Source organism: Dactylosporangium sp. NPDC000244, assembly GCF_040300725.1.
Classification (GTDB): domain Bacteria; phylum Actinomycetota; class Actinomycetes; order Mycobacteriales; family Micromonosporaceae; genus Dactylosporangium.
Window position 1 is genome coordinate 72,079 of record NZ_JBEPEH010000003.1, and the last position, 19,906, is coordinate 91,984.

At 75.2% G+C, this 19,906-nt stretch carries 10 protein-coding genes; 7 read left to right on the forward strand and 3 right to left on the reverse strand.

The window, feature by feature from the left end; translation table 11 throughout:
- Positions 1-399 precede the first annotated feature (399 nt).
- Positions 400-4,680 carry a non-ribosomal peptide synthetase gene (locus tag ABT369_RS05125; protein WP_350610402.1) on the reverse strand — a complete coding sequence of 1,427 codons (4,281 nt, stop codon included), beginning with the start codon at positions 4,678-4,680 and terminating at the stop codon, positions 400-402.
- Entirely contained in the window at positions 4,677-7,052 is a 2,376-nt protein-coding gene (locus ABT369_RS05130) for a beta-ketoacyl synthase N-terminal-like domain-containing protein (RefSeq protein ID WP_350610403.1), read from the reverse strand. Before ABT369_RS05130 ends, ABT369_RS05125 begins: the two co-directional genes overlap by 4 nt.
- Before the next feature lie 170 nt (positions 7,053-7,222).
- Between ABT369_RS05130 and ABT369_RS05135 the strand changes: the two genes are divergently transcribed.
- Entirely contained in the window at positions 7,223-7,441 is a 219-nt protein-coding gene (locus tag ABT369_RS05135) for an MbtH family protein (RefSeq protein WP_350610404.1), read from the forward strand.
- 15 nt (positions 7,442-7,456) lie between these two features.
- Complete coding sequence (locus ABT369_RS05140; protein ID WP_350610405.1) at positions 7,457-7,714, forward strand: phosphopantetheine-binding protein; 258 nt, start codon at positions 7,457-7,459, stop codon at positions 7,712-7,714.
- A gap of 4 nt (positions 7,715-7,718) precedes the next feature.
- Here the strand turns inward: ABT369_RS05140 and ABT369_RS05145 are convergent, their stop codons facing one another.
- Positions 7,719-8,294 (reverse strand): LmbU family transcriptional regulator, encoded by a 576-nt coding sequence (locus ABT369_RS05145; RefSeq protein WP_350610406.1) that lies wholly within the window; start codon positions 8,292-8,294, stop codon positions 7,719-7,721.
- Positions 8,295-8,850: 556 nt separating this feature from the next.
- Between ABT369_RS05145 and ABT369_RS05150 the strand changes: the two genes are divergently transcribed.
- From ABT369_RS05150 to ABT369_RS05170, 5 genes are all read left to right on the forward strand, one after another.
- Complete coding sequence (locus ABT369_RS05150; protein WP_350610407.1) at positions 8,851-12,057, forward strand: non-ribosomal peptide synthetase; 3,207 nt, start codon at positions 8,851-8,853, stop codon at positions 12,055-12,057.
- 411 nt (positions 12,058-12,468) lie between these two features.
- The gene (locus ABT369_RS05155) at positions 12,469-13,416 is read left to right on the forward strand and encodes an ANL family adenylate-forming protein (RefSeq protein ID WP_350610408.1); all 948 of its coding nucleotides are present in this window, start codon (positions 12,469-12,471) and stop codon (positions 13,414-13,416) included.
- Positions 13,413-14,159 carry an SDR family NAD(P)-dependent oxidoreductase gene (locus tag ABT369_RS05160; RefSeq protein WP_350610409.1) on the forward strand — a complete coding sequence of 249 codons (747 nt, stop codon included), beginning with the start codon at positions 13,413-13,415 and terminating at the stop codon, positions 14,157-14,159. The genes ABT369_RS05155 and ABT369_RS05160 overlap by 4 nt, the downstream gene beginning before the upstream one ends.
- 47 nt (positions 14,160-14,206) lie before the next feature.
- The gene (locus tag ABT369_RS05165) at positions 14,207-14,461 is read left to right on the forward strand and encodes a phosphopantetheine-binding protein (RefSeq protein WP_350610410.1); all 255 of its coding nucleotides are present in this window, start codon (positions 14,207-14,209) and stop codon (positions 14,459-14,461) included.
- Entirely contained in the window at positions 14,458-19,902 is a 5,445-nt protein-coding gene (locus tag ABT369_RS05170; RefSeq protein ID WP_350610411.1) for a type I polyketide synthase, read from the forward strand. Before ABT369_RS05165 ends, ABT369_RS05170 begins: the two co-directional genes overlap by 4 nt.
- Positions 19,903-19,906 lie beyond the last annotated feature (4 nt).

The following is a 19,906-nucleotide window of genomic DNA, read 5'->3' on the forward strand; positions in this document are numbered from 1 at the left end:
ACGAGGGACGTCGTGCTGAGCCGTGCGGTGGTAGCCGTACACCAGCTGTCCCTCCTGCCCATTCGTGTTAACGGCGTGTTATCGAATCGTGGCGGGCACGCTGCGTTAAGTCAAGATGGTAATACGTATTATCTATGGCTTGGCTCGATGCAAGATGTCTCCGAACACGCGCCCCGGGCCCTGGTGGGTGCACATGGCTGACGGCCACCCGCCGACAGTGCGTCGCCGGGTCCGCCGCTGTACGAGCATGGGATACCGAGCTTCTTCCGCCGCCGTCACGAGGTGCGACGTGCGCGCTCGGCCGTACGCGGCAGCCGCCCATCCGAGACCGGCAGAACGGTCAATCTCGGCATCGTCGATCGCATGAGCAGACACGCGAAGCGCGGGCCGATCCCCGGCTCAGGGCCGCCGGCGGTGACCGCGGCGCAGCGCGGCGGTGGCGTTGCTCGTGCGCGCGCCCCCGACCCGCTCGTCGGCGCCGCGGCCCCGCGGCGCGTCCGGACGCGGCGACGCCTCCGGCCGCAGATGCTGGGCGAGCGCGGCGATGGTCGGATGGGCGAAGAACGCGGTCAGCGGGATGTCGATGCCGTGCCGGTCGCGCAGCTCCTGGCGGATCCGCACGATCAGCAGCGAGGTCGTGCCGGCGTCGAATACGTTCTCCGTGACCCCGACCCGCGAGACGCCGAGCACGTCGCACCAGATCTCGTGCAACAGGTCCTGGCCGGGCCCGCTCGGGGCCGTGGGCTCCGCGCTCGCCGGCTGCCGGCGGGCGATGGCGCGCAGCGCGTTGCGGTCGGTCTTGCCGTTCGGGGTCAACGGCAGCGCCGGCAGGGTCAGCACGCGGCTCGGCACCATGTACTCGGGCAGGCTCCGCCGCAGCGCCGCCCGCGTGCTGTGCCGCAGGACCCGCAGCAGCGCGCCGAGCCGCGGGTCGTTGCTGACCGGCCCGTCGACCGCCGGCCGATCGCCGACGAACGGGGCCGCCGGCCCGTCGGCCGCCGGGTTGCGGCGGGTGAAGGTGGTCCGGATGCGCCCCTGCTCGGGGTGGCGACCGGACCAGGCGTGGTGGGCCCGCCGGCCGCACCGGGCGGCCACCTCGTCGAGGTCCGCCGGCGACCACGCGGGCTCGGGCGCGTCGACGTCGCCCACGAGCCGGGCGAACCGGGCGACGCGGGCGTTCGGGATGTCGTCCACGACGACCGTCCCCGGCGCCGCGTCCAGCAGCCGGTGCAGCCCGGCCAGGTCGGCGACGTCGGCCCAGTCGCGGTGCTCGACCGGTTCGGGAGCCGGCGGGGCGGCCGTGCCGATCCGCAGCAGCACGTCGTAACGGAAGCGGGTCATCTCGTTGTCGCGTCCGGAGGCCTTGAGCGTCACCTGGATGCCGGTGATCGCGGGGAGCGCCTGCCGCAGCAGCGTGAAGTACCCGGGGTCGAGCAGGAGCTCGTCCTCCTCCAGCGCCCGCCGGGCGGCGAGGGCACGCAGCTCGTCCGGGCCGATCCGCTCGTCGGCGCGCAGGACGCCGGCGTGGAAAGCCTCGGCCAGGCGCAGGCTGCGCAGGTCACCGACGAAGATGTGGCCGCCGGGCTCGACAATCCGGCTCGCCTCGGTCAGCACCGCGGTGAGGTAGTCCGCGCTCGGGAAGTACTGCGCGACGGAGTTGAGCACCACGCAGTCGAACCGCTCGCCCGCGGCCGCCGTGCCGATCTCGGTGGCGTTCGCCGTGACCAGCCGCACCCGGTCGGACAGCCCGCGCCGGCCGACGGCCGCCCGGACCTGCTCGACGGCGCCGGCGGAGAAGTCGAGGCCCAGGTACCGCTCGGCGGCGGGGGCCAGCCGCAGCAGGAGCAGTCCGGTGCCGCAGCCGATCTCGGCGAAGGTGCGCGCGCCCGTCGCCGCGATCCGCTCGACGGTCCGGGCCACCCAGTCGCGCATGTCCGCCTCGGGCAGCGGTTGCCGGGTGTAGCTGTCCTGCCAGCCCCGCAGGTCGAAGTCGTCGGCCGCGGCGCGGTCGGGGGAGCCGGCCGCGACCCGGTCGGGGGAGTAGGTGCCCTCCCACAGGTTGCGCCAGTCGTCCGTCGAGTCGCCGGCCGGCTCCGGCGTCACGAAGGTGACCAGCTGGTCCTCGCCCGAGGGGGCCGGCACGGCCAGCGTGCAGGCGTCGCGGACGCCGGGGCAGGCCCGGGCGACGGCGTCGATCTCGCCCGGCTCGACCCGGTGGCCGCGGATCTTCACCTGGTCGTCGAGGCGGCCGAGGTACTCGAGGTTGCCGTCGGAGCGCCATCGGACGAGGTCGCCGGTGCGGTACACCGGGATCCCCTGCACCTCGGTGAACCGCTGCGCGGTGAGCTCGGGGCGGTTCAGGTAGCCCAGGGCCAGCCCGGCACCGCCGATGCACAGCTCGCCCGGCACCCCCAGGGGCAGCTCGCGGCCATCCGCATCGGTTACGAACAGCCGCGTGTTCGCGATCGGGCGCCCGATCCCGGTCACGGTGTCGCGCCGGCCGAGCACCGCCCGCGTCGACCAGATGGTGGTCTCCGTGGGCCCGTAGAGGTTGTGGATCTCCGGCCCGAGCGCCGTCAGCGCCTGGGCGAGCGAGTGCGGGAGGTGCTCGCCGCCGCTCCAGATCTGCCGGAGCGCGGGCGGGGTGGCGGCGAGGGCCGAGACGTACAGCTTCCAGGTCGCCGGGGTCGCCTGGACCACGGTGACGGCCTCGTCGGCCAGCAGCCGGTGCAGCCGCTCCGGGTCGCCCCCGACCCCGGCCGGGCCGACGATCAGCGTCGCGCCGGTGAGCAGCGGCAGCCACAGCTCGAGCCCCGCGATGTCGAACGACAGCGAGGTCAGGGCGAGCAGGCGGTCGTCGGCGTCGAACCGCGTCTCGAACCCGAAGTCGTCCAGCAGGTTGCCGAGGCTCGCGTGCGTGACACGGACCCCCTTCGGGCGGCCGGTCGAGCCGGACGTGTAGATCACGTAGGCGACGCTGTCGCCGTCGACCGCCGGGGCCGGTCGGTCGCCGGAGGCCGCGGGCATCGGCTCGTCGAGGCGGAGCACCTCGGTGCCGGCCGGCACCGGGATGCGCTCGGCGAGGTCGCGCGTGCTCACGAGCACCTTGATGCCGGCGTCCTGCGTCATGTGCGCCAGGCGGGCGGGTGGGTAGGCCGGGTCGAGCGGCACGTAGGCGCCGCCGGCGATCCAGACACCGAGCAGGGCCGCCGGCAGGTCGCGGCAGCGGGGCAGGGCGACGCCGCCGAGGTCGCCGGGCCGCAGCCCGCGTGCGGCCAGCTGCGCGCCGATGGCCTCGGCGCGCTCGATGAGTTCGGCGTACGTGTACTCCCCGTCGGGCGCCCGCACCGCCGTGACGTCCGGCCGGCGGCGCGCGGCCTCCGCGAGCCGGGCCGGCAGCGCGCGCGGGTCGACCGGGCGGGTCGGCCCGGTGCCGAGGCCGCGCAGCACGGCCCGCTCCGGGGCCTCGACGAGGTCGAGGTCGGCGAGGCGGACGTCCGGGTCGGCCGCGACGAGCTCCCACAGGCGCCGCAGGTGCCGCGCGAACCGCTCCGCAGTGACGCGGTCGAAGAGGTCGGTGGAGTACCGCAGCCGGCACCGCAGCCGCCCGTCGACCGGGGCGACGTCGAGGTCCAGGTCGAACTGCGAGGCGCCGGTCTCGATGCCGGCCGCGTCGGCGAGCTTCGGCGGGAGGTCGGGTTGGTCCCGCCACGCCGCCATGACCTGGACCAGCGGGTGGTGGGACAGGTTGCGCTGCGCGGCCAGCCCGTCGACGAGGTCCTCGAACTCGACGTCGGGCTGGGCGTGCGCCGCCGTGAACGCGTCGCGGATGCGCTGGAGGTGCTCGGCGAACGACGGGTCGCCGGTCATGTCGGCCGGGACGACGAGGGTGTCGACGGCGGGGCCGATGAGCGGTGGGCCGGCGGGCGCCGGCGCGGCCACCAGGATGCGCGACTGGCCCGCCCAGCGCCCCAGCACGACCGCGAACGAGGCCAGCGCCGTCATCGCCGGCGTGGCGCCGACCCGGCGGGCCACCCGGTCGAGCCCGAGGACCAGCGGGGCCTCGACGCTCCAGTCGACGTGCGCCGCCGCGAGGCTCTGCAGGGCCGGTCGGGGGCGGTCGGCCGGCAGGTCCAGCACGGTCGGGAAGCCGGTCAGCTCGTCGACGCGGGACTCCCGCCGCTCGGCGGCCGTCGACTCGGCCGCAAGCGCTCGCCGGCGCGCCGCGAGGTCGGCGTACTGCATGGCGGGCGGGGGCCGGTGGCCGCCGTACAGGTCCGCGACCTCGCGCAGCAGGACGTGCAGCGACGGCGGGTCGGCGACGATCCGGTGCAGCACGAACACGAGCCGGTCGCGGCCCACCAGGCCGACGCGCAGCAGGGGCGCGTCGGCGAGGCCGAAGGGCTCGCGGGCGAACTTCTCCACCGCGTCGTCGTCGAGCAGCCGGACGGCGACGCGGGCCTCGGCGAGCACCCGCTGGACCGGGGCGCCGTCGACGACGTCGAAGCGGGTGCGCAGCACCTCGTGCCGGGCGATGACGGCGTTGACCGCCCGTTCGAGGGGCGCCGGGTCGATCGGGTCGCGGGCGAGGACCGACACGCCGAGGTTGTGCAGCGCGGTGCCCGGCACCAGCTGCTCGACGAACCAGATCCGGTGCTGCGTCGGCGAAATGGGCGTCATGAGGCCTGCTCCCTCGACAGATCCGCGGGGTGGTGGTGGTCCTCCCGCAGCGCCGGGTGCACGTAGGCGGTCCGGTCGAAGCGGCGGGGCGCCGTGTCGATCCGCAGCGCGGGGTCGCGCTCGGCGTAGGCGTTCCAGTCGACGGGCACGCCGCGCTCCCACAGCTCGCCGACGGTCTGCGGCAACGAGCGGCCGATCACGGCGTCGTCGGCCGCGCCGCTGGCGGTGCCGCTCAGGTGGAGGTATACGGCGCCCGGGTGCCGCGCCGCCACCGTGCGCACGGCCGCGCCGAGCTCGGCGGGCGCCCGCAGCTGCGCGCCCCAATACCCGGGGTCGCGCGCCTCCTCGTCGGTCAGCCACGCTCCGGTGACGGCGGACAGGATCGGCACCGTCGGCGCGTGCAGCCGCAGCTCGCGCAGCCGGCCGGCGAGGCGAGCCGCCTCCACCGGGTCGGCGTCGGCGTCGGCCCGGCCGCGCCAGCACACCGCCCGGGCCGCGTCGTCGAAGGACAGCACGCCGCTGAGGTGGGCGGCCGTGAGCTCGCCGACGCCCTCGCCGACGAGCGCGTCGGGCCGGATGCCGAGCGTGCCGAGCAGCGCGTGCTGCCCGACGGCGGCCAGGTGCAGCACCGGCTGCCGGACGGGCGCCGCGGCCGGGACCTCGCCGCGGCGGACGGCGTCGCGCACGGCCGTGAACGCCTCGGGGGCCAGGGCCCGCTCCATGACCACGAGGCCGTCGTCCACGGCGGATCGGAACGCCGGCTCGTCGGTGTAGCCGGCGAACCCGCCGACGCCCCGGCCCGGCAGCACGAACACGAGCACCGGCGGCTGCTCGGGGGCGATCCGCGACCGCCGCGCCTCGGCCGGGCCGCCGTCGACGGGCACGAGGACGGCGGCGCGGGCGGCCAGCTGCGGCCGCCCGGTGCGCAGCGTGTGGCCGAGGTTGCGCCGCTCGTCCGGCGCCGCCGACGCGACGGCGGCGCGCACCGCCTCCACCGCCGCCGTCAGCCGCGGTGGATCGTCCGCGGACACCGGCAACACCTGCCAGGAGCGGCCCCGGCGGGCGGCGGCGCGCGGCTCGGGCTCGGCGTCGCCGATGATGACGTGCGCGTTCGTCCCGCCCAGGCCGAAGGAGCTGATCGCCGCGTAGCGGCCCTGCCCCGCGCGCGGCCAGGCGATCGGCCCGTCTGCCACCGCGAACGGCGTGCCGTCGAGGTCCGCCGGTCGGGCGCCGTGCGCCAGCGGGGCGTTGGGCGGGATCGTCCCGTGCCGCAGGGCCAGCAGGGCGGCGACGATGCCGGCGGCCCCGGCGGCCGCGGTGAGGTTGCCGACGTTCGCCTTGACCGAGTGCAGCCGGCACGCGCCCGGCTCGGCCCCGCTGGACCGGTAGGCCTGGCTCGCCGCGTCGATCTCCAGGGCGTCGCCGATGCGGGTGCCGGTGCCGTGGCCCTCCAGCAGCCCGATCTGGGCGGCCTTGAGCCGGGCGACCTCGAGGGCCTCCCCGATGAGCTCGACCTGGCCGGCGATCCCGGGCGCGGTGAAGCCGGCCCGCTCGCGGCCGTCGTTGTTCACCGCCGTGCCGGCTACGACGCCGAGGATCGGGTTGCCCTCGGCCAGCGCCACGTCGAGGCGCCGCAGGAAGAGCGCCGCGACGCCGTTGCCGTCGACCGTTCCGTCGGCCGTGGCCGTGTAGGGCTCGCAGCGCCCGCGGGGCGAGTACAGGCCGCCCTCGACGTAGCGGTAGCCCGCGTCCCGGACGTTCACCGCGACGCCACCGGCGAGCGCGGAGTCGCACTCGCCGGCGAGGATCGCCTGGCACGCCAGGTGCACTGCGACGCTGGAGGAGGAGCAGGCGGTCAGCACGGCCATCGACGGCCCGGTGAGGCCGTAAGTGTAGGAGATCCGGCCGGCCAGGTAGTCGGGGTCGGTGCCGAGGGCGAGTCGGCCCGGGTCGAGATCGTCGCCGGCCGCCGCGTGGTGCAGTCCGATCCGTGCGCCGTAGTCGCTCGCGCGCAGGCCGACGAACACGCCGACGCGGTCCGGCAGCGCGCCGATGAAGCAGCCGGCGCTCTCGACGGCCCGGTAGCACGCCTCCAGCATCACCCGGTGCTGCGGGTCGATCAGCTCGGCCTCGGACGGGTCGATGCCGAAGGCCGGCGCGTCGAACGCCAGGGAATCGTCCATCGCAAAGGTGACGGGGACGAAGTCCGGATTCTGGTACCGACGTTTCGCGACGCCCCGCCGCGCCAATTCCTCGGGGCTGATTTCGCGCCGGCCGCAACCGCCGGTGCTGAGCAGTCGCCAAAATGAAGATGGGTCGCGCACCCGGGCCGCGCGGATCGACATGCCGACGACGGCAACACGATCGGACATTACGCTACTCACCTCACGAATAGCATCGGTGCACGGCAGATTCGGACCGATCCTGTCTCGCCGGCGAGACAAACGCAATGCGCGCGCGCCAACAATTGCCGCGGTGGGCGGCGGGCGGTCACAATATGACGACTCCGTCGGTTACGGTGTCAAAATTCGAGGAGAGTGTCATGACGAATCCGTTCGAGAACGAAGAGGGCACATATGTGGTGCTCATCAACGATGAGAATCAGCACTCATTGTGGCCGGCGTTCAGCGCGGTGCCGGCCGGCTGGACCGTGGTCCACGGCGAGGATTCGCGCAAGAGCTGCCTTGATTTTGTCGCGGCCAACTGGACGGATATGCGGCCGGCCACGCTGATTGCCGCAATGGGCGAGCGGGCGCGGTAGGGCGGTGGCGCAATCATGGTGACCGAGGACGAATTCCGCAACCCCATGGATGCGTTGGTAATCGCCAGCGTGCGCCGGCTCGTCGGCGACGCGACCGTCGGCATCGACGACGACTTCTTCGCGATCGGGGGCAACTCGATCGTTGCGATGCGACTCGGGCAGATCCTGAGTGAGAAGCTGGGCATCGCCCGCCCGGCCCGCGTCATCTTCCGGAATCCCGTGCTGGGCGACCTCAGCGACGCGCTCAGCGAGCTGACCGGCCGCCCGACCTGAGGGCTCAGCCGGATGCTGCGGCGCGCCGCAGCATCCGGGCCGCCCAGGTCTCCAGCGGCGCGCTCTCCTTGCTGGCGGCGCGCTCGAAGCTGGCCAGATCTTCGGGGGAGAGCTGCAGGTGTAGCAGCAGTGCCGTGGGCGTCGGGCGGTCGCCGACCGGCCGGCCGCGCTCCTCGTGCGGGCGTGCCGCCTCGCCGTGCTGGGTCAGCAGGCTGCTGCGGACCTCGGTGCGCAGCTTGTTGCGGCTCCAGCTCAGCTCCTCGGCCTTGCGCAGCCAGTAGTCCTGCTGGGGCTGGTCGAGGGCGACCACCTCGAGGTGGTGGCTGAAGCTCAGGCCCTGCCGGCGGCGCGGCAGCGGGAACTTGCGGGCGACCCAGGTGTAGTTGCGCAGGGTCTGGTAGCTCAGCGGCGTGCGCTTGACGGCCTCGCCGTAGCGGTCGCAAAAGGTGGTTTCGCCGTAGACCAGCCAGTCGGCGATCCACCACGCCGACGAATTCGCGAACGAGAACAGGTCGACGCCGATTTTCTCCCACATGTTGAGGCTCTGCCGCGACGTGAACAGCAGGCCCGACTTGTGCAATTGTACGCCCAGCCCGATTGGTTGCCCCGAAGTGCTGACGGCCACCGCACGCGAGATGGCCGCGCCGATTGGTCTGGCATGAATTGCATCTGTACCCATCGCTCCCCCGTTGGATGCGCTATGTACAACTTTCGATCGGCCACTATAACAGCGGCTCGCCAGTCCCGCCGCCCCACGCGGGCGAGGAACCGGTCGGGCGCGCGCGCCACATCGCACATCGACGCCTAACTGACCAGCGCTGATACGCGCCGCCGTTGCATCCTCCCAAGTTGCTGACAGTGCGGCGGTGGTCGGCGAGCGCGGGCAGCGCCGACGATAGCCCGAGGGTGCGGTTGTCCCGCCAGTCTTGTCTCGCCGGCGAGACAGGACCGGCCCGGTCGTTGTGGCGGTATTGCATCGACGCGTCATGGTTCGGTTAAGCTCGCCTCCGCCCGGTTTCGCCGGGTCATCCGTACCGCGGCTTCTTTGCCAAAATGCAATAGGTGTCCGTGATTCTCTGTCCCGCCGTGCGGGAATGCTTTCTCGTTGCATACGGCCGATCGGTCGGAGGTTTTTCGTGTCGCAAACGCGCCAGATGAAATGGCAGGACAAGCCGGCTGCCCCGGCGGCCGCGCCCGGCCCGCGGGAGATCCCCGCGACGTCGGCCCAGCGAAGGATGTACTTCGCCTCGATGCTGCTGCGGCCGGGCAGTCTGGCCGATGTCTGGGGGACCGTCCTCGTCGTCGATGGAGAACTCGCGATCGACCGGCTCGAACGCGCGCTCGAGGTGCTGCACGGCCGGCATGACGCGCTGCGGGCGACGTTTCTGGAGCGCGGCGGCGAGGTTCGGCAGGTCGTGCACGACGGCGCCGCCCAGGCGGTGCGGATCCGGTTCGTCGACGCCGAGGGTGAGGGCCGTGAATGGGCCGACGCCGAGGCCCGGCGATTCATCGATGCCCCGTTCGACATCGTGTCGGGACCCCTCTGGCGAGCGGGCGTCATACGGCTGTCGGCCATCCGGCACCTGCTGGTCTTCGGGTTTCATCACCTCATTACCGACGACATTTCCGTACAGGTGTTCGCCGAGGAGCTACGGGCGGCCTACGCCGACCCGAATGCGCCCGAGCTGCTGGTGCCGGCGGCGCAGTACGCCGATTACCGTGCGGCCCAGAAACCGGATCGCGAAGGCCTTGACTATTGGTGTCGGCGGCTCGCCGGAATCGAGCCGGCGCGGCTGCCGGAGGACGGTTCGCCGAGCCCGGACGGGCTCGTCGGCGCGCGCCTGCCGGTCGCCGTGGCGCAGCCGGTGCTGGCCGAGTTCGAGGCGTTCTGCCGCGACCGCGCGGCCACGCCGTTCATGGGCCTGCTGGCGGTGTACTGCCTGCTGCTGCAGCGCTGGGCGGGCACGAGCGACGTCCCGGTCGGCACCCAGGTGCTCGGCCGGCCGCATTCGGCGCTCTTCGGCACCATCGGGTTCTTCGCCAACACCGTCGTGCTGCGCTGTCCGGCGGCGCCGACGCTGACCTTCGAGGAGTACCTCGATCAGGTTCGCGAGGCGGTCCACGACGCGCTCGACTACCAGGACGTGCCGTTCGAGGCGGTGGTGGACGCGCTGGCACCGCAGCGCGACGCCGACCGCAACCCGCTGTTCCAGCTCGCCATCGGCTATCGGGCGGTCGACCCGGCCGACGTGTGGGCGCTGCCCGGGCTTCGGGTGACGCCGGAGCCGGACCCGGCGCAGGTGCCCGGGGTCCAGTTCGACCTGACGCTGGACATCCAGCGGCTGGCCGGCGAGACGACGATCGCCGTCGAGTTCGACCGCCGACGCTTCTCCGAGGCCGCCATGCGGCGGTTCGCGGCGGCCTACGCGCACCTGCTGCCCGCGCTGTGCCGGGCGCCCGGCGCCCCGCTCGCGAGCATCGCGCTCATGGATGCGGCCGCCCGGGCCGAGACGCTGGCGCTCGGTGCCCCCGAGGCGCCCGACACCGCCCCGCCGGCCGGCACGTCGGTCTGGGAGCTCTTCGAGCGGACCGCGGCCGGCGTCCCCGACCGGGAGGCGGTGCGTGCGGCGGGCGAGCGGCTCACCTTCGCCGAGCTGGCGGGCCGGGCCCGCGCGGCGGCTGCGGGCCTGCGGGCGCGCGGGGTACGTGCGGGCACGACTGTGGGCATCTGCCTGCCCCGGCGCGCCGAGCTGATCGTCGCGATCCTCGCCACCTGGTGCGCGGGCGGTGCCTTCCTGCTGCTGGACCCGCAGCAGCCGCCGGCGCGTCGCGGGCTGCTCGTCGAGGAGGCGGGCGTCGGCCTGGTGATCGCGGACGAACCCTTCGCCGGGGCGGCCACGGTCGCCGTGGCCGCGCTGCACGGGGAGCCGGCTGCGAGCGCCGTCGACCGCCCGGCCGTGGCCCCGGCGTACGTCGTGTTCACCTCGGGCTCCACCGGGCGGCCCAAGGGCGTCGTCGTCGACCAGGCGGGCGTGATCGCCCTCGCCACCACCCAGCTCGGGCCGATGTACGCGCGGCTGCCGGCGGGCCGCCAGGTCAACGTCGGCGGGCTCAGCGCCCTGACCTTCGACGTGTTCATCAACCACTGCCTGGCCATGATGGCCTTCGGGCACCGGCTGCTGCTGCTCGACGACGAGGAGCGGACGGACCCGCTGCGGCTGCTGGAGCGCGGCTCGGACCCGGACACCGCGATCGAGGTGCTCGACGGCAGCAGCAGCCAGATCGAGGTTCTGGTCGACGCCGGCATCCTCGACGTGCCGCACCCGCCCAGGATCGTCGTGATCGGCGGCGAGGGCGCGTCGGACCGGCTGTGGCGGCGCCTGCGCGACCAGCCCGGGCTGCTTGCCTTCAACACCTACGGCGTCACAGAGTGCACGGTCGAGTCGGCCATCGTCGCGATCGGCGGGCACCGGCGGCAGGTGGCCGGCCGGGCGGCCGGCACGTCCCGGCTCTACATCGTCGACGACCACGGGCAGCTGCTGCCGCCGCTGTTCGTCGGCGAGGTGTGCATCGGCGGGCTCGGCGTGGCCCAGGGGTACGTGGGCCGGCCCGCGCACACCAGCGAGCGCTTCGTCGCCGATCCGTTCAGCGGCGTCCCCGGCCAGCGCATGTACCGCACCGGCGACAAGGGCCGCCTGCGCCCCGACGGTCAGCTCGAGTTCTGGGGCCGCATCGACGACCAGGTGAAGGTGCGCGGCCTGCGGGTCGAGCCCGGCGAGCTGGAGGCCGCGCTGTGCGCCCACCCCGATATCGCCCGGGCCGCCGTCGTCGCGACCGATCCCGGCACGCCCATCGCGCAGCTGGTGGCCTACGTCGTGCCCGGCGCCGCCGGCCGCGACGGGCTGACGTCCGCCGCGGTCCGGCAGTTCCTGCGCGGCCGCGTCCCGGCCGCGTTGCTGCCCGACCGGGTCGAGCTCGTCGAGGCGTTCCCGGTCACGGCCAACGGCAAGCTCGACCGCGGCGCGCTGTCGCGCATCCGGTCGGCGGGCGCCGGGCCGGCCGCCGACCGCGGCGTGGCGCCGGCCGGCTCCCGCGAGCGACGGCTGTGCGAGATCGTCGCCGAGGTCGTGGGGGTGCCGGGCGCCGGCCCGGCCGACAACTTCTTCGAGCTCGGCGGCAACTCGCTGCTCGCCATGACGCTCATCGGCCGGGTGCGCACGGTGCTGGGCTGCGAGCTGCGGATGCGGTCGATCTTCGAGTCGGAGTCCATCGAGGACCTCGCGGCTCGGCTCGGTCCGGGGGCGGCGGCGCGGCCCGCGCTGGTCAGGAGGGATGGCTCGTGAACGCGGTGGATCGGCTGCCGCGGCAGCTGCGGGAGCGGGGCGGCGCCGTGGCCATGGCCGGGCACGGCGGCACGGTGACCTACGCCGAGCTGGCCGAGCGGAGCGCCGGCTGGCTGGAGAGGCTGGATCGGTGGGCGGTGGCCCAGGGCGACGTCGTGGCCGTCGTCGGCGCCGCGTCGCCGGCCGTGGTCTCGCTCGTCGTCGCACTGGCCGTCCGCGGCGCCGTCGTGGTCCCCTTCGCCCCGGCCGACCCGCCGCCGCCGGAGCGGGCCCGGGATCGCGACCGCCCACGCGACCCGGATCGTCGAGTTCGCCGGCCTGGCCGCGTGGGCGGCGCGGGCGCTCCCGGCGCCGGGAGCGCCGCGGCCGGCCCTCCTGGCGCGGCTGGCCGCGGCGGGCGAGGCCGGCCTGGTGCTGTTCTCGTCGGGCTCGACCGGGGAGAGCAAGGCGGCGCTGCTGTCCCTGCCGCGCCTCCTCGACGGGTTCGGGGCCTCGTCGCGGCCGCGCCGGACGCTGCAGTTCATGGCGCTGGACCACATCGGCGGCGTCAACACGCTGTTTCGCACGCTCGTCGGCGGCGGCACCGTGGTCACCGAGCCGCGCCGCACGCCCGGGAATGCGTGCGCCGCCATCGAGCGGCACCGCGTCCAGGTGCTGCCGACGACGCCCACCTTCATCAACATGATGCTGCTGTCCGGCGCGTACCGCGACCGCGACCTGTCCTCGCTGGAGCTCATCACCTACGGCACCGAGCCGATGCGCGAGGTCACGCTGGCGCATGCGGCCGAGGTGTTCCCGCACGTGCGGTTCAAGCAGACCTACGGCCTCACCGAGACCGGCATCCTGCCCACCCGCTCCGTCGCGTCCGAATCGCTGCGGATGGACGTCGGCGGCCCCGGGTTCGACACGCGGGTGCGCGACGGGGTGCTGTGGGTGCGGTCGCCGAGCAGCATGCTCGGGTACCTCAACGCGCCCAGCCCCTTCGACGAAGATGGCTGGCTCAACACCGGCGACGCCGTGGAGGTGGCCGAGGACGGCGCCCTTCGCGTGCTCGGGCGGCTCTCGGCCCTTATCAACGTCGGCGGAGAGAAGGTGTCGCCCGCCGAGGTCGAGAACGTCCTGCTGCGCGCGGGCAACGTCGGCGACGTCGTGGTGACCGGGCGCCCCAACGCCGTCACCGGCGCGATCGTCGTGGCGACGGTGCAGCTCATCGAGGCGGAGGAGCGCCCGGCTCTGAGCCGTCGGCTGCGCCGGTTCTGCGCCGAGCACCTGCCGCCGCACAAGGTGCCGGCCGTGGTCACCGTCTCGGACGGGCCGCTGCACGGTGGGCGGTTCAAGCGGATGGGAGCCGCGACGTGACCCGGCCCGAGCCGCCGCGTCCGGTGGCGGTCGTCAGCGGGGGCAGCCGCGGCCTGGGCCTGGCGCTCGTGACGGACTTTCTGCGGCGCGGCCACCGGGTCGCGACCTTCAGCCGGACCGAGTCCGCCGAGCTGGCCGCGTTGCGCGAGGCGACCGAGCCGGGCCTGCTGTCGTGGTCCGCACTCGACGGCACGGACGCGGAGGCGGTCGACGGGTTCGTCCGGGCGGCGGTGCGCCGCCACCGCCGCATCGACGTCCTGGTGAACAACGCCGCGGTCGGGCTCGAGGGCCTGCTGACGCTGACGTCCGCGGCGGCGATCGACGCCGCGCTGCGGACCAACCTGACGCTGCCGGTGCTGCTCACCCGGGCGTGCCTCAAGCCGATGCTCGCCCGCCGGTCCGGCGTGGTGATCAACCTGTCGTCGATCAACGCGCTGCGCGGGCAGGCCGGCGTCGCGGTGTACGGCGCGGCGAAGGCGGCGCTCGACGGGCTGACGCGGAGCCTGGCCCGGGAGGCCGGCCCGGCGGGGGTCCGGGTGGTCAGCGTCGCTCCCGGCTACTTCGACAGCGACATGACCGCCGGCATCGGCGAGCAGCAGCGCCGGCGCATCGTGCGCCGCACGCCGCTGGGCCGGCTCGGCTCGGTCGAGGACGTGCTCGGCGTCGTGCGGTTCCTCACCTCGCCGGCGGCCGCGTTCATCACCGGCCAGACCATCGCCGTCGACGGCGGCTACACCTGCTGAAGTCCTGGCCGCGGGCCGGCCCGAACGTGAACGGGAGTGTGATCTGCATGAACAGGCGGGACGCGGTCATGGCTGTGCTGCTCGAGATCGTCAATGAGGCGGCCGGGCCGGTCGAGCGGCTGGAGGAGGACCAGTTGCTCGTCGACCAGCTCGGCCTGACCTCGCTGCACCTGGCCCGGTTGGTCGCGGTCCTGGAGCTGGAGCTGGACGCCGACCCGTTCACCGACGAGGTGCCCATCACGAGCGTGCGCACGGTCGGCGATCTGCTGCGGGCGTACACCCTGGTCGGCGAGCCGTCATGACGATCCGCGACCCGGACGGCCCGATCGCCGTCGTCGGCATCGCCGCGCGCTTCCCGGGCGCGTCCACTGTGGACGAGTTCTGGGACGCGATCGTCGCCGGCCGCGAGGCGATCCGCGACCTCGGCGACGACGAGCTGCTCGGCGGCGGCGTCGACCCGCGCTGGCTCGCCGACCCCGACTACGTCCGGACGACCGCCTCGATCGAGGACGTCGACCGGTTCGACGCGGCGTTCTTCGACATCTCCGGCCGCGAGGCCGCGGCCATGGACCCGCAGCACCGGATCTTCCTGGAGACGTGCTGGCACGCGCTGGAGGACGCGGGCCTGCGCACGTCGGCCGGCGCCGGCTCCCCGGTCGGCGTCTTCGCCGGCAGCGGCGGCGTGCTCACCAGCTACCTGCCCGAGGTGCTGGCCGCGGCGGGGACGCCGGCCGACCCGACCGCCTCGCTGGAGCAGCTCGGCTCCGACAAGGACTTCCTGGCCACCCGGGTGTCGTACAAGCTCAACCTGACCGGCCCCAGCCTCACCGTACAGACGGCCTGCTCGACCTCGCTCGTGGCCGTGCACCTGGCCTGCCAGAGCCTGCTGCGCGGCGAGTGCGAGGCGGCGCTGGCCGGCGGGGTGAACATCCGGCTCCCCGTCGCCGCCGGGTACTGGTACCGCCGCGGCGGCATCCTCTCGCCCGACGGCCGCTGCCGGCCCTTCGACGTCGGCGCGCAGGGGACGATCTTCGGCAGCGGGGTGGGCGCGGTCGTGCTCAAGCCCCTCGCCGCCGCCCGGCGCGACGGCGATCGCGTCTACGCCACCGTGCTCGGCACCGGCATCAACAACGACGGCGGCGGCAAGGCCAGCTACGGCGCCGCGAGCCGGCCGGGCCAGCTCGTCGCCATGCGCCGGGCGCTCGCGGCCGCTGGCGTCGATCCCGCCACGATCGGCTACGTCGAGGCCCACGGCACCGGTGTGCCGCTCGGCGACCCCGCCGAGATCGGCGCGCTGAAGCAGCTCTTCGGCCGGGAGGAGCCGTGCGCCATCGGCTCGGTGAAGGCATTGATCGGGCACATGGAGGCGGCGTCGGGCATCGCCGGGCTCATCAAGGCCGCCCTGGCGCTGCACCATGGCCAGATCCCGCCCAGCCCGTACTTCACCGCGCCGAGCCCCCGGCTGCGGCTGGACGGCTCGGGCCTGTTCGTCAACCCCGAGCCGCTGCCGATGCCCGGCACCCCGGGACGGGCGGCGGTCAACTCGCTCGGCATCGGCGGCACCAACGCCTTCGCGGTCCTCGAGCAGGGGCCGCCATGCGCGCTGGCCGAGCCGCGCCCGGGCCCGGAGCTCATCACCGTCAGCGCGCGCAGCGAGGAAGCGCTGCGCACCCTGGCCGGACGCTGGGCGCAGCGGCTGCGGGAGCCCGGCGCGGCGCTGCGCGACCTGGCGTACACCAGCCACGTGGGCCGCACCGGACTGCGGCACCGGCTCAGCGTGCTCGCCGACACCGCACCCGCGGCGGCGGAGCGCATCAACGCCTGGCTCGCCGGCGGTGGCGGATCGGCGGACGCCGGCGTGACGGCGCCGGCCCGCCCGCGGGTGGGGTTCCTCTTCCCGGGCCAGAGCGCGGAGTACGCCGGCATGGCGGTCGGGCTGTACCGCGCGCACCCGGCGTTCCGCGCCGCGGTGGACCGGCACGCCGAGCAGTTCCGCCGCATCACCGGCGTCGACCCGCTCGACGTCTTCGCCGACCCGGCCGCGCAGACGCGCGCCGAGCTGCTGCAGCCGGCGATCTTCCTGCTGCAGGTCGCGCTGGCCGAGCTCTGGGCGTCGCTCGGGGTGCGCCCGGACGCCGTCGTGGGCCACAGCCTCGGCGAATACGCGGCGGCCTGCGTGGCCGGGGTGTTCGACCCGGCGGAGGGGCTCGAGCTGGTCGGCGCGCGCGGTCGCGCGTTCGCGGCCGTGCCGGGCGCCGGCCGGATGACCGCCGTGGGCTGCACCGACGTGGCGGAGCTGGAGCGCCTGGTCGCGGCGCACGGCGACGCGGCGGCGGTCGCCGCGTACAACGCGCCGCAGCGCGTCACCGTCTCGGGCACCGATGCGGCGATGCGGGAGCTTGTCGGCGCGTTCGAGCGGCGGGGGTGGATGACGATCCCGCTGGACACGACGCACGCCTTCCACTCGGCCGCGGTCGCCCCGGTCGTCGCGCCCCTCGTCGCGGCGGCGGGCCGGATCGCCCATCGGCCGCCGGCCGTGCCGCTGGCGCTCAACCTCACCGGCGCCCGGGCGGGCGCGGACGAGCTCGACGCGCACTACTGGGGGCGCCAGCTCACCGCGCCGGTCAGGTTCGCCGACGGCGTGGGCGACCTCCTGGCCGTGGGCTGCACGGTCCTGCTCGAGGTGGGCCCGGGCCGGACGCTGAGCACCGCGGGCCGCGCGCAGTCCGACGGCGACGTGCTCTGGCTGCCGGGCCTGTCCGCCCGCATTCCGGACGCCGACACCGTGCTGGCCCACCTGGCCCGCCTGGCGCGGGCCGGGCTGGCGGTGGACTGGGCGGCGTACTACGCGCCGTTCCGCCCGGCCAAGGCGTCCGCCCCGCGCTACCCTTTCGCCCGCACCCGGCACTGGATCGCCCCGGGGTCGGCCGCGCCGCCGGCGCAGGAGCCGCCGGAGCTGCGCCGGCTGCCGCTGCCGCAGTCCCCGCAGCGGCGCTACGAGACCACGGTGAGCGCGCGGTCACCGCGCCCGCTCGCCGACCACGAGATCTCCGGCCGCCTCGTCGTGCCGGGGGCGTACCACACGGCGTGCCTGATCGAGGCGGCCGGCGCCGGGGCGGACGCGGTCGTCGAGGACCTGGTGTTCCCGCGGGCCCTGGTGGTCGGCGAGGCCGAGAGCCGGGTGCAGCTGGTGCTCACCCCGGACGGCGAGCGCGGGCTCGTCGCCCAGGCGCTCGGCCTGGCCCGCGCGGAGGATCCGTTCGCCGACGGCTCCTGGCAGGTCCAGGCGGAGGGGCGGATCCGGCCGGTCGACGCCCCGCCGGCGTCGTGGACGGCGCCGCCCGCAAACCATGGCGGCCGGGCCGTCGCCCCCGACGAGCTCTACGCACTGTTCGAGGCGGCCGGGTTCCGGTTCGGCCCGGCGTTCCGGTGGATCACGCGGCTCCGCCTGGACGGCGAGGACACCACCGGCAGCGTCGACCTCGCGGCCCGCTCGCCGCGCGAGCACACGATGGCGCTGCTCGACGCCTGTGTGCAGGTGGCGATCGCGGCCCGGGTCGCCCGGTCCGCGCCGACCGACGGGGTGCTGCTGCCGTTTCGCATCCACCGCGCCGTGCTCCACGCGCCGCGCGGCGCGGCGCGCACCGGCCTGGTTCACGTTCGGCAGCAGGCGGCCGAGGCGGCGCGGGCCCTGGCCGACGTGTCGCTGACCGACGAGCAGGGCAATCCGCTGCTCGACCTCGTCGGCCTCGAGCTGCGGGCGGTGCGCCTGGGCGCGGCCGCCCCCGACGGCCCTGCCCGCCCCGGTGCCGAGCCGCAGATCTACGCCGAGGCGTGGGAGCCGGCCCCGGCGCCCGGTCCGGCGACGGCCGGCGGCGCCGCGTGGATCGTGCTCGCGGACCGCCGGGGGCTCTGGCGGCCCGCCGTCGCGGCGCTGGAGGCCGCCGGGCACCGGTGCACGGTCGCGGAGGCCGGCGCGGGCTTCGCCCGCCGCGACGACGGCCGCTACGAGCTCGACCCGGCCGACGCCGGCGACCTGGCGCGGCTGCTGCACGAGACGGCCCCGACGGGCGTCCTGAGCTGCCTGGGTCTGGACGGCCCCGAAGGCCAGAACGGCCCCGGAAGCCAGAACAGCTATGACGGCCGGGACGTGCGGGCCGCCTGCGGGTTCGTGCCGGCGCTCGTGCAGGCCGCCGAGCGCGCGGGCCGGACGCCGAACGCGGTGGTCCTGCTGACCCGCGGTGCCGTCGCCGTGCACGACGCCGCCGAGGTCGACGATCCCCACGGCGCCATGCTCTGGGGGCTCGGCCGCAGCGCGGCGCTGGAGTCGCCGCAGCTGGGCGTGCGGCTGCTCGACCTGGACCCCCGCGACCCCGCGGGATCGGTACGCCGGCTCCCCGACGCGCTCGGCGCCGAGGCCGCGATCCGCGACGGCCGGATCTACCGCTGCGTGCTGCGGCCGGCGTCGGTGCCGGCGGCACCGGCGGTCCGGGCCGGCGGCGACGGCTGCTACCTCATCACCGGCGGGACCGGGGCGCTCGGCCGGCGTACCGCCGCGTGGCTGGCCGGGCGGGGCGTGCGCCGCGTCGTGCTCGCGTCGCGCCGGGCCGACGACTCGGCCGGCGCGTTCGAGCACCCGGGCCTGGAGGTGATCCGGGCCGGGCTGGACGTGACCGACCGGGCCGCGGTCGACGCGCTGGTCGGGCGCGCGCAGCGCGAGTGGGGCGGGCTGCGGGGCATCGTGCACGCGGCCGGGGTGCTCGACGACGCGGTGCTGTCCCAGCTGAGCTGGGACCGGTTCGCGGCGGTGCTCGGCCCGAAGGTGGCGGGCGCCTGGAACCTGCACCGCGCCACGGAGGGCATCGAGCTCGAGCACTTCATCCTGTACTCCTCGACGGCCGCCTTGCTCGGTGCCCCCGGCCAGGCCCACTACGCGGCGGGCAACGCGTTCCTCGACGGGCTCGCGCACCACCGGCGCGGGCGCGGGCTGCCCGCCCTGAGCGTCGGCTGGGGGCCGTGGTCGGCCGGCATGGCGGCCGGGCTGAGCCCGCGCCTGCGGGCCAGGATTCGCGACGCCGGATTCGCCCCGCTGGAGCCGGATCCGGCCCTCGCCGCGCTCGACCGGCTCATGGCCGGGCCAGGCGGACGGTACGGCGTCTTCTGCGTCGACTGGTCCCGCTACCGCGCTCGCCACCGCGGCGGGCCGGCCGTCGACGCCGACGAGCAGCCGGGGGCCGTCGCCCCGGACGGCTCCGAGCCGCTGCGGCGGCTGCGGAGCGACTGGCCCGGCGCCGCGGCCGGGGCCCGCCGCGGCCTGGTGCTGCGGTATGTGCGGGTCATGCTCGCCGCCCGGCTCGCTCGGCCGGTGGCGGACATCGGCGAGGACCTGCAGCTGCAGGCGGCCGGGCTGGACTCGCTGGTCGCGGTGGAGGTCCGGGGCCAGATCTTCCGTGACCTGGACGTCGACCTGCCGCTCACCGGCCTGCTGGAGGGCAAGGCCCTGGGGGCGCTCGTCGACGAGCTGCTCGACCGGCTGGCGCGCGAGGCGCCGGCCGCAGCGGCGCCCGCGGCGGCGTCGACCGGGGCGTCGACGGGGGCGCCGTCGCGGCCCGAGGCCGAGCCGTTCTCGCCGCAGGAGGCGGAGCGGTTGCTGGCCTCGCTCGACACGTTGACGCCGGACCAGCTCGACGCGCTGCTGCCGTGGCTGGCCGAGCAGGGCACGGCCGGATCGACCGAGGGATGATGCT

Excerpts from the sequence above, each read along its gene's own strand:
- ABT369_RS05130 (WP_350610403.1), bottom strand. The coding sequence starts at position 7,052 with ATGTCCGATCGTGTTGCCGTCGTCGGCATGTCGATCCGCGCGGCCCGG.
- ABT369_RS05135 (WP_350610404.1), top strand. The coding sequence starts at position 7,223 with ATGACGAATCCGTTCGAGAACGAAGAGGGCACATATGTGGTGCTCATC.
- ABT369_RS05140 (WP_350610405.1), top strand. The coding sequence starts at position 7,457 with ATGGTGACCGAGGACGAATTCCGCAACCCCATGGATGCGTTGGTAATC.
- ABT369_RS05125 (WP_350610402.1), bottom strand. The coding sequence starts at position 4,680 with ATGACGCCCATTTCGCCGACGCAGCACCGGATCTGGTTCGTCGAGCAG.
- ABT369_RS05170 (WP_350610411.1), top strand. The coding sequence starts at position 14,458 with ATGACGATCCGCGACCCGGACGGCCCGATCGCCGTCGTCGGCATCGCC.
- ABT369_RS05165 (WP_350610410.1), top strand. The coding sequence starts at position 14,207 with ATGAACAGGCGGGACGCGGTCATGGCTGTGCTGCTCGAGATCGTCAAT.